The sequence below is a fragment of the uncultured Tissierella sp. genome, from assembly GCF_902479755.1.
Lineage (GTDB): Bacteria > Bacillota > Clostridia > Tissierellales > Tissierellaceae > Tissierella > Tissierella carlieri.
In genome coordinates this window covers 14,665-30,393 of the sequence record NZ_CABSQO010000041.1, presented here as the reverse complement: position 1 = coordinate 30,393, position 15,729 = coordinate 14,665, and the positions used below count along the sequence as shown (strand labels likewise).

At 31.5% G+C, this 15,729-nt stretch carries 16 protein-coding genes; all 16 read right to left on the bottom strand.

All coding sequences use genetic code 11. From position 1 onward, the window contains the following. Positions 1-50: 50 nt before the first annotated feature. Positions 51-773, bottom strand: coding sequence for a twin-arginine translocase subunit TatC (gene tatC / locus RDK80_RS16935; RefSeq protein ID WP_308524953.1), 723 nt, complete (start codon positions 771-773; stop codon positions 51-53). Positions 774-831: 58 nt separating this feature from the next. Next, complete coding sequence (locus RDK80_RS16930) at positions 832-1,020, bottom strand: twin-arginine translocase TatA/TatE family subunit (RefSeq protein WP_094902966.1); 189 nt, start codon at positions 1,018-1,020, stop codon at positions 832-834. A 24-nt stretch (positions 1,021-1,044) separates the two neighbouring features. Then, positions 1,045-1,536 carry a molybdopterin-guanine dinucleotide biosynthesis protein B gene (mobB, locus tag RDK80_RS16925; RefSeq protein WP_308524952.1) on the bottom strand — a complete coding sequence of 164 codons (492 nt, stop codon included), beginning with the start codon at positions 1,534-1,536 and terminating at the stop codon, positions 1,045-1,047. Continuing rightward, positions 1,536-2,768, bottom strand: a complete 1,233-nt coding sequence (gene glp / locus RDK80_RS16920) for a gephyrin-like molybdotransferase Glp (protein ID WP_094902970.1) — start codon at positions 2,766-2,768, stop codon at positions 1,536-1,538. Before glp ends, mobB begins: the two co-directional genes overlap by 1 nt. Before the next feature lie 11 nt (positions 2,769-2,779). Then, complete coding sequence (locus tag RDK80_RS16915; protein ID WP_308524951.1) at positions 2,780-3,802, bottom strand: molybdopterin-binding protein; 1,023 nt, start codon at positions 3,800-3,802, stop codon at positions 2,780-2,782. 256 nt (positions 3,803-4,058) lie between these two features. After that, positions 4,059-4,634 (bottom strand): 4Fe-4S dicluster domain-containing protein, encoded by a 576-nt coding sequence (locus tag RDK80_RS16910; protein ID WP_308524950.1) that lies wholly within the window; start codon positions 4,632-4,634, stop codon positions 4,059-4,061. An 18-nt stretch (positions 4,635-4,652) separates the two neighbouring features. Further along, positions 4,653-5,387: a molecular chaperone gene (locus RDK80_RS16905; RefSeq protein ID WP_094902972.1), complete on the bottom strand. Its 735-nt coding sequence runs from the start codon at positions 5,385-5,387 to the stop codon at positions 4,653-4,655. Positions 5,388-5,400: 13 nt separating this feature from the next. Next, on the bottom strand, positions 5,401-7,686 hold the full coding sequence (locus tag RDK80_RS16900) for a molybdopterin dinucleotide binding domain-containing protein (protein WP_308524949.1): 2,286 nt from the start codon (positions 7,684-7,686) through the stop codon (positions 5,401-5,403). 12 nt (positions 7,687-7,698) lie between these two features. Continuing rightward, a complete protein-coding gene (locus RDK80_RS16895) occupies positions 7,699-8,475 on the bottom strand; it encodes a hypothetical protein (protein WP_094902976.1) in 777 nt (258 codons plus the stop codon). 247 nt (positions 8,476-8,722) lie between these two features. Continuing rightward, positions 8,723-10,051 (bottom strand): sigma-54 dependent transcriptional regulator, encoded by a 1,329-nt coding sequence (locus tag RDK80_RS16890; RefSeq protein WP_308524948.1) that lies wholly within the window; start codon positions 10,049-10,051, stop codon positions 8,723-8,725. Next, complete coding sequence (locus tag RDK80_RS16885; protein ID WP_308524947.1) at positions 10,038-11,906, bottom strand: sensor histidine kinase; 1,869 nt, start codon at positions 11,904-11,906, stop codon at positions 10,038-10,040. The genes RDK80_RS16890 and RDK80_RS16885 overlap by 14 nt, the downstream gene beginning before the upstream one ends. Before the next feature lie 6 nt (positions 11,907-11,912). Continuing rightward, the gene (locus tag RDK80_RS16880) at positions 11,913-12,923 is read right to left on the bottom strand and encodes an ABC transporter substrate-binding protein (protein ID WP_308524946.1); all 1,011 of its coding nucleotides are present in this window, start codon (positions 12,921-12,923) and stop codon (positions 11,913-11,915) included. A gap of 2 nt (positions 12,924-12,925) precedes the next feature. Beyond that, positions 12,926-14,071 (bottom strand): 4Fe-4S binding protein, encoded by a 1,146-nt coding sequence (locus RDK80_RS16875; RefSeq protein ID WP_308524945.1) that lies wholly within the window; start codon positions 14,069-14,071, stop codon positions 12,926-12,928. Between the two features lie 155 nt (positions 14,072-14,226). After that, on the bottom strand, positions 14,227-14,406 hold the full coding sequence (locus RDK80_RS16870) for a twin-arginine translocase TatA/TatE family subunit (protein WP_308524944.1): 180 nt from the start codon (positions 14,404-14,406) through the stop codon (positions 14,227-14,229). 34 nt (positions 14,407-14,440) lie between these two features. Next, a complete protein-coding gene (locus RDK80_RS16865; RefSeq protein WP_308524943.1) occupies positions 14,441-15,034 on the bottom strand; it encodes a 4Fe-4S dicluster domain-containing protein in 594 nt (197 codons plus the stop codon). Between the two features lie 20 nt (positions 15,035-15,054). Then, positions 15,055-15,717, bottom strand: a complete 663-nt coding sequence (locus RDK80_RS16860) for a molecular chaperone TorD family protein (protein ID WP_308524942.1) — start codon at positions 15,715-15,717, stop codon at positions 15,055-15,057. Positions 15,718-15,729: the final 12 nt, after the last annotated feature.

Below are 15,729 nucleotides of genomic sequence, written 5' to 3'. Positions count from 1 at the left end.
TCCTTTATATAATTAATAGTTTATTTAATAATTTCTATAGAAAAATACTTTTAACTATTATTTCTTTGTTTCTTTCTCCTCCCAATCCAAGCTGAAATCCATATACTTAATTCGTATAAAAAGACCATAGGTAATGCTAACAATACTTGTGATACTACATCTGGTGGTGTCAGTATAGCAGCTATAATAAATATTATTAAAATTACTATCTTTCTATATTTCTTTAATGTATTTGCTGTAATAAGATTTAACTGTGTCAATAATATAATCAGTAATGGAAGTTCGAATACAAGACCAAATGAAAACAATAGAGAGGAAATAAAACTCAGATAACTATCAAAGGAAAATAGTGGAGCTATCTGTTCTACTGAAACCTGAGTAAAAAACTCTATAGTTATTGGAATTATTGTAAAATAAGCAAATACAGATCCTACTAAGAAAAATACTATTCCCAAATATAGAGCTAATAATAAGTATTTGCGTTCGTTTTTTTTAAGTCCTGGTTTTACAAATAGCCATATTTGCATCAAACTGATTGGTGAGGAAATTATTATTCCAACTACTATGGCTATCTTAATATAAGCCATAAAGAGTTCAGGAGGACTTAGATAAATGAATTCCAGCTTTTGTGCTGGTTTTACCATATATTCAATGATGATATCAATGTATTTATAACTTGCGACAGCTCCTAATATTATTGCTATGAAAATTATAATAATTCTTTTTCTTAACTCACTCAAATGCTCTACTAGAGTAAGTTGTTTATCTTCCATAGAGTACCCTCCTAAAGCTGAGTATTTAAAGCTCTATGCTATGCTTTAAATATACTTTTTATTCCTTGTCCTTTTTATCTTCTAAGTCTATTTTTACGTCTTCAGATATTTGATTGGCATGGTTTTTAAATTCTCCTATTGCTTTGCCAAAAGCTTTTCCTATTTCCGGAAGTTTGCCTGGTCCGAAAACTACCAACGCTATTCCAAGGATTAATATTAATTCTGTTGCACCTATTTTTCCAAACATATACATTGCCTCCTTTATTCTAAATTATTCTTTCAAGAATTTCTCTTCAATAAGATTAACTATTTCTTTTACTTGTTCAAAGTTAAACTGTGGTATTTGATTTTCCAATGGAAAATCTGTAACTATACCAAATAACTCACTTTCTTTAGAAATAAGACTTAGTGAAATTTCTTTTCTTATTACTTCTAATTTTGGCTTATTCTCTTTCTTATATCCTTCAGTTATGATAATATCAACATTTTCAATTTTACTAATAATGTCATCTAATTTGTATTCTTCCCGTACCTTCTCAATCTTTGCTATTTTAACCGGGGAGGATATAACAACTATATCAGACCCTGCTTGTGAATGCTTCCAAGTATCTTTTTCTGGATGGTCTATCTCAAAATCACCCATATGATGTTTTATAGTCGCTACTCTATATCCCCTATTTTTTAATTCTTTTATTATCTTACAAAGAATCATGGTTTTTCCTGTATTAGATTTACTTCCAATAATTGAAAACACAGGTATCATTATTCTACCTCCGGATATTCTAATATTTCAACCTCTATCTTATCTCCATTTTTAAATGGGCCATCACCAGCTCTAATATATAATAATGAGTTGGTACCTGATAAAGATGTTAAAATCCCAGAGCTATGCTTATTAGGCAATTTGGTAAAGAATTGCCCATCTTTATAATAAGTTATTGCTCTAACATATCTATTCTGATTGCTTACTTTCGTAAACTCATTTTCTAATCTTGACTCTACCTTTACTAGATTAAGTTTACTCTTTCCCATTAATCTAAGTATAGTTGGTCTCACAAATTTCTCAAAAGTTATACTGGCTGCTGCCGGATTACCCGACAAACCAAATATTAATTTATTTTCATACTTTGCTACTGCAATCGGCGTCCCAGGTTTCATATTCACCTTCCAGAATAGGATATCTCCTCCTATTTCTTGAAAAGCCTCTTTAACTAAATCTGCATCTCCTACTGAAACTCCTCCTGTGGTTATAACCATATCTGCCCATTCTAAGCTATCTTTTAACTTGCTTTTTATATCTTCTATTTCATCTCCACATATTCCTAGTATTATAGGTTGTCCACCTATTCTTTTTATCTGAGCAGCTATCGTATAAGAATTACTATTTCTTATCTTTCCTTCTCTAGGGATCTCATCAATATCGATTAATTCATCCCCTGTAGCTAAAATAGCTACTTTAGGTTTAGAATATACTTTTACTATACCTATTCCCAATGTGGCGAATATGCCAATATCGGCTGGCCCAATAAGATGACCTTTTTTGAGAACAATATCTCCTTCTTCTATGTCTTCTCCCATTTTTACAATGTTTGAATTTGGCTTAAGATAATTAAATATTTTAACATCCTTATCAGTAAATTCAGTATCCTCATATTTAATTATAATATCTGCTCCTTCAGGTATTTTGGCCCCTGTCATAATTCTTATAGCCTGCCCATTCTCTATCTTCCTAGAGCTTACATATCCTGCTGGAACATAATCTATTACTTCTAATACTATAGGATTTTCTTTACTAGCATCTTTTATATTATCTGATTTTAAAGCATATCCATCTAGAGGTGATCTATCAAAAGGAGGCATATTAATATCTGAGATGATGTCCTCTCCTAAAACATATCCTAAACTTTCTATTATAGGTATATCTATCGTATTTATTTTAATATCCTGATTTAGAAGTATTTCCTTTGCTTCTTCTATAGATATATTTACTAACATGTTTTTCCTCCTTAATGTTTTCCAAAGTTACAATCTGGAAAAGTACAAACATTACAGCTTAGACATTGTCCTCCATAGCCCATCCTTGTAATATCCTTGCGAATAATTTTTTCACCTGCACAAATTCTAGGTAGCAACAAGTCAAATGCTGTAGTATGTGCAAACATTACACATCCTGGAAGTCCCATTACTGGAATATCCTCTAAATAAGCAAGAAGTAACATTGCACCAGGTAAAACTGGAGTTCCATAGGATACTATATTAGCTCCAGTTGCTTTAATTGCTCCAGGTGTTTTATCATCAGGGTCTACTGACATTCCACCTGTAACTATTATAAGTTCTGCTCCCATATTCTTTGATTTAAGGATCTCATCTTTAATTACTTCTAACTCATCAGGAACTATGACTTTATAAAAAATCTCTGAATCAAATGCTTTAACTTTTCTTTCTATAACTGGACCAAATTTATCCTCAATCCTACCTTTATATACCTCAGAACCAGTAATAATTAAAGCAGTCTTTAGTTTCTTAAATGGTTTAACCTCAAATATTGGTCCTTTTTCTCTAAGTATTTTTTCTGCAATATTTATTTTTTCTTTTTCAATAATCAAAGGGATTACCCTAAATCCTCCTATTAAATGTCCTTCATCAATAGATCTATCTCCATGTATAGTAGCTAATATCATATCTCCTAAATCATTAATTTCATCCAATATCTCTCTATTTATCTTTAATAATCCTCTATACTTAGGCATAATATTAACTTTTCCCTCTTTCGGGTCGGTAAAATAAATACCTTCACCACAGATTAGATTTCCTATGGATACGGCAGCATCATCTTCATGTAATGTATTTTCATTTATTTCAAAGATATAAATATGTTCTTTTCCTATTCTAAGAAGTCTTTCTATATCAGCTTCCTGTATAATATGTCCTTTTTTAAATGCCACTCCTTTAAACTCTCCTGGCACTATTTCTGTTATATCATGTCCTAATACCATTCCTACTGCCTCTTCTACTCTCACTACTTTCATAATAATCACCTCTAGGATAACTTTATATTGGTATTGCTCTTATTCTTACTTATATATGATTTTAATTTAATAATATTTTTATTATATCATAGTAGGATATTAATTGTCTTTATTTTAAAATCCATTCATTAAATTGCTATCCTAAGATTTTGATATTAATTTATTCAAATATTAACGTTGAAAAGGGACTACTTTTGTAGTTCCCCATTCAATCAAATTAATTCTATCTCTTTTATTATTATTACTATTATTTACATTACTTCCCAAAGTTTTTATATTCTTCTATACCGATATAATATACATTTGGTTCTAATTCTTTTTCAGGAAGTAATACTTCATATTTATTTTCTTTTAATAACTTACTTACTAAGCTATTTGGATCATTTAAATCTCCAAAATATCTAGCTTGTGTAGTACATGTACTAATACATACAGGCAACAATCCATTCTCTAGACGATGAGCACAAAAATCGCATTTATCTACCTTTTTAGTTTCTTGGTCCTTTATACGAGCCCCATATGGACATGCTTCTACACAGGCATAACATCCAATACATTTTTCTTTATCTACAAAAACGATTCCTTCTTCATTTTTACCTGTAGCAGCTACAGGGCACGCCTCTACACAAGGTGTTTTTTCACAATGATTGCATAATTGGGCTACCTTTAGAACATGGACATTAGGATAAGCTCCGACTTCTGTTTCTATAACCCATGAACGATTTTGATCAGTACTAAGTTTATTTTCTATACGGCAAGAAGCAGTACATGCATGACAAGCAATACATTTACTTACATCTATTACCATTCCCCACTTTATATTTTCACTCAATGTAGTCACCTCCAAAAATTATCTATTTTTCAAGTCCCATTCAATATAATTATTCAGTAATTCTGATAGACTTCTGTAAAATGGCTTTGCTTTTTCTATAGAAATTTTATAGTAAGTATTTATAAAGCTTAAAAGATGTTCCTTTAGAAACTGAGTTTGTAAATTATACCATTTAACAGAGTTTTTAATATTGCTTTCACTATCTGACTCTTGCTCCTCATTAAACAACTCTTGTGATTCCATATTGCACAAGAATGCCATGAAAGCTAGTTCGAATCCTAAATGATCCATTTTATTTTGATGCTTTAATTCTTTTATAATGTTCATGTTTTGAGGCTGAAATCCTACTGAATCATAAGCAAGATTCACGTTATAATCAAGTAACACTGTTGAACGATTATATTTCCATCCACCTTTATTTTTTCTTCCTTCACCAGGTGCTAACTTAATAGCACCTTTTATAAAGGATTCATATGGGGGAATATAAGAACTGGCAATTGGGACTAGAAAATGATCATAGTATTCTTGCTCAAGCTCTTCTATATAATCTGGTTCCTTAGTAAGTTTTTCTTTCCTTTGTTTTGCTTCGACAATTAACTTTGAAAAATCTATGTCATGAAATATATCTTCTGCATTTATTAATGCATTCGATATTTGCTCTACATTTTCAATTGTTGGTAACTGCAAATATAAGGAAGCTATTAATTCGTATAGTCCGCCTCTATCCATTGCAGATACATTATTATTTGGCATTTAGGTTCCTCCTTTATACTGGTTTAACCTTTACTCTAATACTATTTCTATTAGGGCTACCAGTAGTCGCTTCAGATAATCCGTAAATACCATCTACTGTTGGATCTAATAAACCTAATTGGTTAGTAGCAGTACCTTCTCCTCTTATTGGATCTCCTGCCACAGTTTCTCCATCTATTATGATATCCTTACTGCCATATTCCCATTTACCATATCCAAAACAAACTCCTATTGTTCCTTTTGCTACTCCTTCTCTAACCTTTAAAACTCCTTTTGTTTGATTAGCAGCACTTTCAACGACCACTTCTTGTCCATCAGTTAATCCATGTTCTTTAGCATCTAAACTATTCATCTCAATAAAATTAGTTCTTCCAATATTTTGAAGTGTTGGAGCATTACTCATCATAGATAATCCTCTAAGCTTTGGCTTATAAGAACAGATTCTAAAAGGATATTCTGATTCTGGGAACATCTCATCTATTAAATCTCCATTAGCAAACATTTCAGGTAACCACATAGGTGAACCTTCATGATATTTCCCAGTAATACTATTTCTAGTTGTAGCTGTATTTTCTGAATAGAAGCATATGCAAGCTGTAGATTTATATTTCATAAAGTCTCCATCATAATAACTATTATCTGGCTCAAATTTACCACCCTTAGCCATGATATTCTTTACTAACGGAAGTTCTTCAGCAGTAACAGCTTCCTTCCAATGCTTTGGTATATTATCTAGTCCTGTCAATTTTGCATCTTTATCTGTAATTGGTAAAGTAGTTTCCTCATCATATGCCATATTGGCAATAGCCTTCATCCAATAATCTTCGCGAGTGTGAATCGGCCATACTTTACCATTAGAATCTGTAACAGCATTATCTCCAAATCCTGGCATACCAATTCGTTTAGCCACTTCTATCATATATGTTTCCATACTTATATGTTGCTCGTATTCTCCTACCTTTGGAGTTGGAGGTTCTACAACTGGCCATCTTACTCCAGTAATTCTTGTTGTGTGGTTTCCTCTTGCTCCTAATATTGCCCAATGCTCATTAAAATTTGTATCTGGTATAATATAATCTGCAAATGCACTTGTTTCACCTACTACTGTATCTATTGCAATAAATAATGGGATATTAGAAGTTTTCTTTATCTCTGTTAATACTTTTTCATTAAAGGTAGATGGACCACCATAAATTGGATTTGCTGCACAATTTACTAAGATCTTACATTGGTAAGGATATTTGTTTATAGCTGAAAATATAGCATGTCCATCTAAATTAAATCCATTTGGATGCCAAGGTAATTTAGAAGGATATGGATTTTTTCCTTGAGCTACTTTCTTTTTGTACTCAGTTGTATTTTCATATAGGAATTGTTCTCTACTTATTCTAGGTCCCTTAAGCCCTAGTGAACCTTCTACAGTATTTAAATTATATCTTGGTCCATCTGAATGGGCTTTATGTGTAGCCCCGCCTAAAGTCATTCCGCCTTTCATATTAAATGCTCCTAACATAGCTGGAAGCATTAATAATCCAACGGCGAAAGGTAATCCATTTATAGCTACAGTTCCACCTAATGTATCTACTCCCACCTTATATCCATGGCTAGTAAACTCTTTAGCTACATCAATTATTTGTGATGATGGTACTCCACATATTTCTGCATATTCTTCTATACTATATTTATTAGCTCCTTTTTTTAACATAGCAAGAGCAGTGGCTACTTTGATTCCTTCCACCTCTCCTTCAAAGAATATATCTGCCGTATCTACTTTATTGAAGATTTCATGTTTATTAGTAGCCTTATCTATTACTATAAATGATTCTTTTCCTTCTATAGGTTCAAATTCTAATTTAATATCTTCCGCCCTTAAGAATTTTCTATAATTAGGATGTTTTTCATCTATTATTACAAGATAAGCAGCATTGGTAAAACTCTTATATCCAATTTTTTCAGCCGCCTCTAATGTTGGGCAAGCTAAAAAATCTCCATTATATTTTTGATTTTCAAACATCCAATTCATTATTGCTAATACAAATGCAGCATCTGTAGCTGGTTTTATTGGAATCCATTTTGTTCCACCTGGAATGTCTGTACCACCTTGCATCACTGGATCTACAAGTGCAAGTTTTAAGCCATTGCTTTTTACAGCCTTTACAGTCTTACGAGCTAATCCTTGATATCCCATACCACTATGTCCGGGATAAACCCCTTGATATAATGCAAATTCTGCATCATTTATATCAGGTCTATGTGTAAATTGACCTTTTTTATCATATAAGGCCTGCCACGCAGGCACCCATGCACCACCTCAGGTACCAGAGTGCACATAAACATTTGGAGATCCAAAGCTTCCGTTTACGAATCTTATTGTAAACTCTCTTCTGCCATATGAACCACCATATAACCACACTAATCCATTGCTCTTTGGTCCCATTTCTGGTGCCTCAGGATTGATTAAAGTTTCATGGTCAAACACTTGTCTAAATCCTTCTATTTTAGTGTCATCCCCTAATTCTTTAAATATCTGACCACCTTCTACTGTTTCTTCCATTAACTGTTCCCAACTAATTGGTCTCCACTTGCCGCTTCCTCTTTCGCCAGCTCTTTTTAAAGGTACTGTAATTCTTAATGGATCCTCAATTATCTCAAAGCCTGAGTTCCCAACAGCACATACTGTAGCTCTATTAGTAAGTCCTTGTTCATTATGTAAACTGAAGGCTTTATATGATTCTTCTACAGTATTATTATTGTCTAGTGCTGGCTCAGCACATACTGGATGAAAAGGGTTTCCAGTAACACCAATAACCTTATTAGTAGTTTTATCAATTTTAACTCTATTACCACAGTTATTGTAACATGACATACATACGCTATGGCGTATCATGACATTTTCATTAGGAGTTACTTCTCCTGTTTTTTTATCCACAGTTGCTTCTACTAAATTATTAGGATTCCCTTTATACACTGGAAATTCATCTACTGGATCTGTCTTACTAGTAGACTTACTACATCCTGATACGCCTAAACCTAAGGCAGCAGCACTAGCCGTAAAAGCAGAAAGCTTCAAAAACGTTCTTCGCTTCAAAATTATCACCTCGGCATAATTATTTTTAATATATAAATTTAATACAAATTTATATATTAGCAATTTCTATGCCATAATTAAGTTTTACCTATATATTATCTAAAAAATTGTGAAAATGTTAATTTTTGAACATATTCTGACTGCCATTTACAAACCTTATTAAAAAAGCTCATAATATAAACTTCATTTATGACAAAAATATAGTTATAATTTTGTCATTTTGACACAAATATATCATTCTTAACTTTTACTGCTCGATTTTATATTTTTCTATTTTTCTATATAATGTTCTTAGACCAATCTTTAGCATCTTTGCAGCCTCTGGCTTATCCCAATTAGTTAATCTTAATATATCAATGATATGCTCTTTTTCTACATCATCTAATGAAATATATTTTTTGTATTGATTTTCAGTATTATTTAAGCTTGGAATTAAGTCCCAAGGATAAATTTTATTTCCTTTAGATAATAATACTGCTCTATCAATGAAGTTTGCTAATTCTCTTACATTCCCTGGGAAATCATGTTCTATTAAAAACATTTTTGTTTCTTCTGCTAATTCTTTTTTATTGTTTGGATTTTTATTAAGAAAATAATTGGCAAGAAGCAATACATCATCTCCACGCTCCCTTAATGGGGGTACTGGAATTGTAACTACACTTAATCTATAAAATAAGTCTTCTCTAAAACTACCATTATAGATTGCCTTTTCCAAATTTTTATTTGTTGCTGTTATAATTCTTACTGTAGTCTTTTTAGTCATAGTACTGCCTACAGGTCTAAACTCTCCAGTATCTAAAAATCTTAATAATTTTACCTGCAAAGCTGGGTCCATATCACCAATTTCATCTAGAAACAAAGTTCCTTGATTTGCAATTTCAACTAATCCTTTTTTATTAGTATGAGCTCCCGTAAAAGCTCCCTTTACATGGCCAAATAATTCACTTTCTAATAATTCTCCAGGTATAGCACCTGCATTTATAGGAATAAAAGGGTTGTCTCCTCTACAACTCTTATAATGTAATGCATTAGCTACTAAATCTTTACCAGTACCACTCTCTCCAAGTATTAGTACAGGTAAATGACTATCAGCAACCTTATCAATCATATATTTTAGGTTCAACATTACTTGAGACTCACCTATAATCTCTTTTTTATCATTTATGAGTTTAATATTTTCCACGAGATTATCGTTATAACCCTTAAGTCTTTTCTTTTCCGCAGCTCTCTTTAAAACTAGTTCTAATTCAATAGGATTTACAGGTTTTGATAAATAGTCATATGCACCACTTCTCATGGCTTCTATAGCTGACTCTATAGTCCCGTATCCAGTAAGCATAATAACTTCCATGTCCGGTTGTATCTTTTTTGCTTTCTCCAGAAGTTCTAAACCATCTATTTTGTCCATCATTACATCGAATAAAGCTACGTCAAACTCTAATTCTTCGACCAATTTAATTGCTTCTATTCCTGATGTAACAGCTTCTACATGAAGACCTTTTCTTGTTAACCTATCTTTAAGTACTTCTATAAATTTTTCTTCGTCGTCTACAATTAATAATCTAAAGCTTTCCATTTTCCTCCACTCCTCTAGATATTGGAAGTTTTATCTCTACTTCTGTACCTATATTTTCTTCACTATATATTTCAATATATCCTCTCATTCTCTCAATTATGGCCTGACTAATGGATAGTCCTAGGCCAGTTCCCTTTCCAATAGGCTTTGTTGTATAAAAGGGATCAAATATCCTTGCTTTATCTTTCTCTTTAATACCATATCCAGTATCTATTATCTTAAGTATTAAGAAACCATCATTATCTATTTCACTAATATCTATTGTCAAAATTCCTTTATTTTCCATAGAGTCTACAGCATTAGTTATTATATTTAATAACATTTGCTGCATTTGTGATTCATCCGCTAATATTATTGGCTCTGCAATGCCTACATCAATTACAATATCTATATTTTGCTTTTTCAACCTATGTTCCATTAATTTTAATATGTCTTCAATAATCTTAAAAACATTAACCAGCGTAATATCAACCTTCGATTCTCTTGAAAATCTTAATAAATTTTGTGTAATGGCAGAACATCTATCAATCTGCCCTTTTATTATTTCTAAATAGTTTTGAATAACATTATTATCATATAAGTCATTTATATCTTCTGTCTCCAATCGTTCTAATAAATCCGTAGCATAAAAGCCTAAATTATTCATAGGGTTGTTAATTTCATGAGCTACTCCTGCCGCTAAAGTACCAATGGCTGCTCTTTTCTCTGCTAACATTATTAAACTTTCATTCTCTCTCCTTTTTTTTATCTCTTCTGTCATACTATTAAATGCTTCTATTACCATTCCAATTTCATCATTGTTTTGCTTCGGTATTTTATAATCAAAATTCCCACTCTTTACAGAGTTTACTCCATTTGCTAATTCATTCATTGGCTTCATGAAAAGATATATTAGAAAAGAACCTACTACTCCGATTATTAATATGGTTAATAAAAAAGTAATTATAATTCTAGTTATCATTAGTCTAATAGTGGCATATGCATTATCTAATGGTTGTTCAACTACTACACCCCAATCTACTATTGGAATTAAACCGTATACACCTAATACATCTTCTCCTAAATATGATTCATAAATCATAGTTTCGAATTTTTCATATTTCAACACATTCTTTTCTTCTGCTTTTATCTTAAGTAAGCTTGTTACTCCCTTACTTTTAGTCACGTCTTGTCTCCTCGTTACCTGACTATAATCAGAATGGCCAATTAAAGATCCTATATCGTCTATTAAAATAATATAGCTTCCCTCTTTTGTTTTTGTAGCATTTATCTTTTTCATTACCTGTCGTAAACTTATTTTTGCAATAATAGCTCCAGTCAGATATTCTTTATCTCCACCAACTGGAATTCCCAGTTCAAAGACAATTTGATTATCTAAATCTATTTCTGGTTTTCCAATATATAATTCTCCACATTTCAGAGTTTTGAATTTTTCGTCTGTTGAAATATTTTCTAGTTCTTTTGGAGAAATAGCATATCTTTTTGATATTTTCACTAGCTCCATACCATTAGGAGAAATCATGGATATTTCTTCTAAATGATGATACTTTTTCAACATTCTATATATTATATCTTCTCTATTGAACTTGTTGCTCCAATCAAATAATTCTGGATTTGTTATGGCTATAGTCTCTAAGGATTCTTGTGTTGTCTTTACCATTTCAACAACTGTCTGAGATATTTTTGACGCCGTTAGCTCATGTTCTTTATGTATGGACTTTTGAACTTCGGTTTTTAATGTTCTAATATTAATCAAAACTAAAAATACTAATGGGATAACAGCTACACCTATCATCATAAGAATTAATTTAGACTTTATGCTAACCAAAAATTGTTTTTTGTTATATATTCCCATGTAATTCTACCTTTCAGTTTTTTTTACGAACTTATCTACAAAAGTCATTTTAGAATAGTCTATTTCTATACCTAGAGCATTAGCAGTATCTACGTTTATATGAAGTTCTAAATTCTCTGGTGACTCTATTGGGATGATTTTTGGATCTTGTCCCTCAAGGACATTGGCTACTAGTCTAGCTGATTGAAGTCCTTCGTTGTAGTTAGTACTCCCATAAAAAGCTAGCATACCTTTTTCAACTTGAATATCATTGACTCCCATAACAGGAATCTTATACTCTAGTGATGCATCTACTATATCTTGAATAGTTGATTCAAATAATAAACTACACATTAACATTATTCCATCAAATTTATCATAATTTTTCGATATAGTCTCAATAATTTCCTCTCTATTGGTAACTGGTATTAATTCTAATTCTATTTGAAGCTTATCAGCTGCCTCATATAGAAATTTTGAACTTGGACCAAATGGAGTTGTAAGTGGATTATATAATATCAATACATCTTCAGTGTCTGGAACTATTCTTTTTAAAAATTCTAGTCTTTTTCCTGATAATTGAACATAATGACTATCTACTCCTGTTATATTACATCCTGGAGAAATATTATCTTGTATAAATCCCAATTCAACAGTACATCCTACACCTATAAATACTATAGGAATACTTTCTTTATCTGCATACTTTTTTGCGGCAGATGTTTCAAAAGTTCCAGTAGTTATAATAATATCCACTCTTTCTTTCACCAGTTCTTGTACTAAAGGCTCTATCTTATCCTTATCACCGTCAGCATTCTTTATGATAATTTCTAAATCTTCTTTTTCATATCCGTAATTATATAATCCATCTATCATTGCATTAACCTTCCCTAGCCTACTATCTGTAGCGGAAATAACACCAATTTTGTATTTGGTGTTTGTATTTTTATTAACATATCTAGTAAATTTTTTTTCTATATGAAATATAAATACTGCTAGTAATATTATTGATAAAAAAACAGCTATCCTTTTTCTCATATTTACCTCCTATAAATCCTACCTAATTTTAAGCATGAGGAGCAAATTTCTACAGTATTACTAGCTGTAATTATCTGTTTGCATATACTACATCTTTGCTTAGTTCCAGCAGCAAGTATACTCGGTTCGACAAAGGAAAAGTCTTTAATTGTTTTAGATTTTAGCTCTAATGCACCATAGTAACAAACCTCAACACATAAACCACAACCGCTACAAGCATCTCTTAGAAGAAATAAACTTAGCTTGTCCCCTTTTTCTATATACTTTAATGCTCCCATTGGACAAAGCATTGTACAGGCCCTGCAAAAAGTACATGTCCCTACTAGTGATGGCTTTGAATAATCTATAATTTCAGAATTAATTAGTTCTTCACCTTTTATCTTACTAAAAACTTTCCCTAGTATTGGATATTTTTTAACTGTTGGACTTGCAACAATTGCATTTGACTTTTCATCATCATCATCATTAGTCCCTAATACATATTTAATTGCGGTGTTGGGAAGCTTTTTAACAGATTTAAAAATAGAAAATAAGAACTCTCTTCTCTCATTATCAATTTCTTCAGTAGACGTTTTTCTAGTCTTTACTTTTGGAACTTTTTCAGTATTTTTTATAGATCCTCCTAATAGGTTTAGATCTTCTTCTATTCTTTTGATCTTTTTAATATTATTTAAGTATAAGTCAATACCACTCTTTACAATACATTCCTTACATTTTGCTTGGGAAAAAATAACATTAATTTCAAACCGCAAAGTATCTATTCCCAATAAGAATTCTAAAGTCAGACCTCCTAGACAAGGTACTTTGAAAACACTTTTTGAGATATCATCATTATGCTTGCAAGTTAAAATTACTGTATTATCTAATTTTCCTTCCTCTTCTATGTAATTATATAAATTTAATTCAGTGGGTTCCTGAATAGATATAGCTCCTGTAGGACAAACTGATGCACATAGTCCGCATTGGATACAATTATCATTCAGTTCAATTTTTGAGTTTTTAATGATTATTCCTTCTACAGGACAGCACTCTATGCATTTACTACACTTACCTAAATGAGAACGTACCCTTGAGCATCGTTGATGATTTAAAGCTATTGGTTCCATTCTAGAAGTAGCAGTTTCTATTATTTTTTCAAATTTTAGCATTTTTATCTCCTCATATTAAACATAAAATGATTGTGTAATAATTTGATATATTATCTTTATCTATGATAGTATGGCATGTTATTAACTTTGTCAATAAACTAGTTAATAGTTTATAAGAACAAGGTACTATATTATAGTACCTTGTTCTTATATTATTATTTTTTATCATTTAAATCAATTTCTATATCTTTAGATACTTTATTTGCATGGCTTTTAAATTCTCCTATGGCTTTACCAAATGCTTTTCCTACTTCTGGAAGCTTCCCTGGACCAAATATTACCAAGGCAATACCTAATATAAGAATTAATTCACCTGTTCCTAATTTACCGAACATTTATTTTCTCTCCTCTCTCAGCAAATTATATAATCTATTTTCCACCTCTATACCGTTCCTCTGGCTCTCCGTCTTTTAAAGCCTGATCCAATCCAATATAAGTAACGCTGATATCTAATTTTAACTCATCTTTTAATCCATTAGTCTTGTTATCTGCAACCATCTTGCTAACTTCAGATTCTGGATCATTTAAATCTCCAAAAAATCTAGCATGAGATATACAAGTGCTTACACAAGCGGGCAACAATCCAACCTCTGCTCTCTGAATGCAGAAAGTACACTTCCCAACTTTCTTGGTGTCATTATTCATATATCTAGCATCATAAGGACACGCTGCTACACAAGCTCCGCAGCCTATACATTTTTCTTCATCTACTACAACTATACCTCCTTCAGCTGCAAAGGTTGCATTCACAGGACAGGCTTTAACACAAGGTGCATCCACACAATGATTACATAATTTTGGAAGTTTTACCCTTGATACTTTGGGATATTCTCCTGCATCCCACTCTTCAACCCAAGTGTTAAAGCATCCTTCGGGAAGGTTATTTTCCATTTTACAGCTAATAGTACAGGCATGGCATCCAACACAACGCTCTAAATCTATGACCATTCCATATCTTTTCATTCTAAATCACCTCTTTAAATTTATTGATTTTCTGCCATCAGATATTCCAAATCTAACGCTATCCATTTGGCGGAAATATTAGTTAAGTAAGAGTACAACCCTTCTCCCCTTTCCTTACTTAGAAGAGCATAATCTGCAATCCATTTAGATAGATGTTCAACAAGAAAATCTTTTTGTAATTTCCTCCATTTATTAGCTTTTTCACTCATTCCATTTTCCAAAGCTAAAAGCTCAGAATTAACTAAATAAGCCAAAAAAGCTAATTCAAATGCAATATGATCTGGATAATGATTATCCTTGAGTGGCTTAAAAGCATTAAGTTCGTCTACTTTGAAATCTACTATCTCATAACATGCTTTTACATGAAAAGTTTCCTGACTATCTAATTTACCATAGGATATTTTGCCATTCTTTATATCTTTGTTCCTAATTGCCGATTCATGAGGCGGGACAAATAATTTTGAAGTAGGTACAAAAAATCTATCATAATATTCTTGTATAAAATAATCTAAGTCCTTTTCCTCAATAGAGTCTATTTTATCTTCAGTTAATTCTTCAAATTGCGAAGAATTATCTTTTATTAAGTTTAATAATTCTTCTGAAGGAGTATTTAAAAAGGAAAAAGATAAAAATTCATATAGCTCTAATCGTTTTTTTGCTATAAAAATACTTTCTTTTATCATCTTTTCACTCCT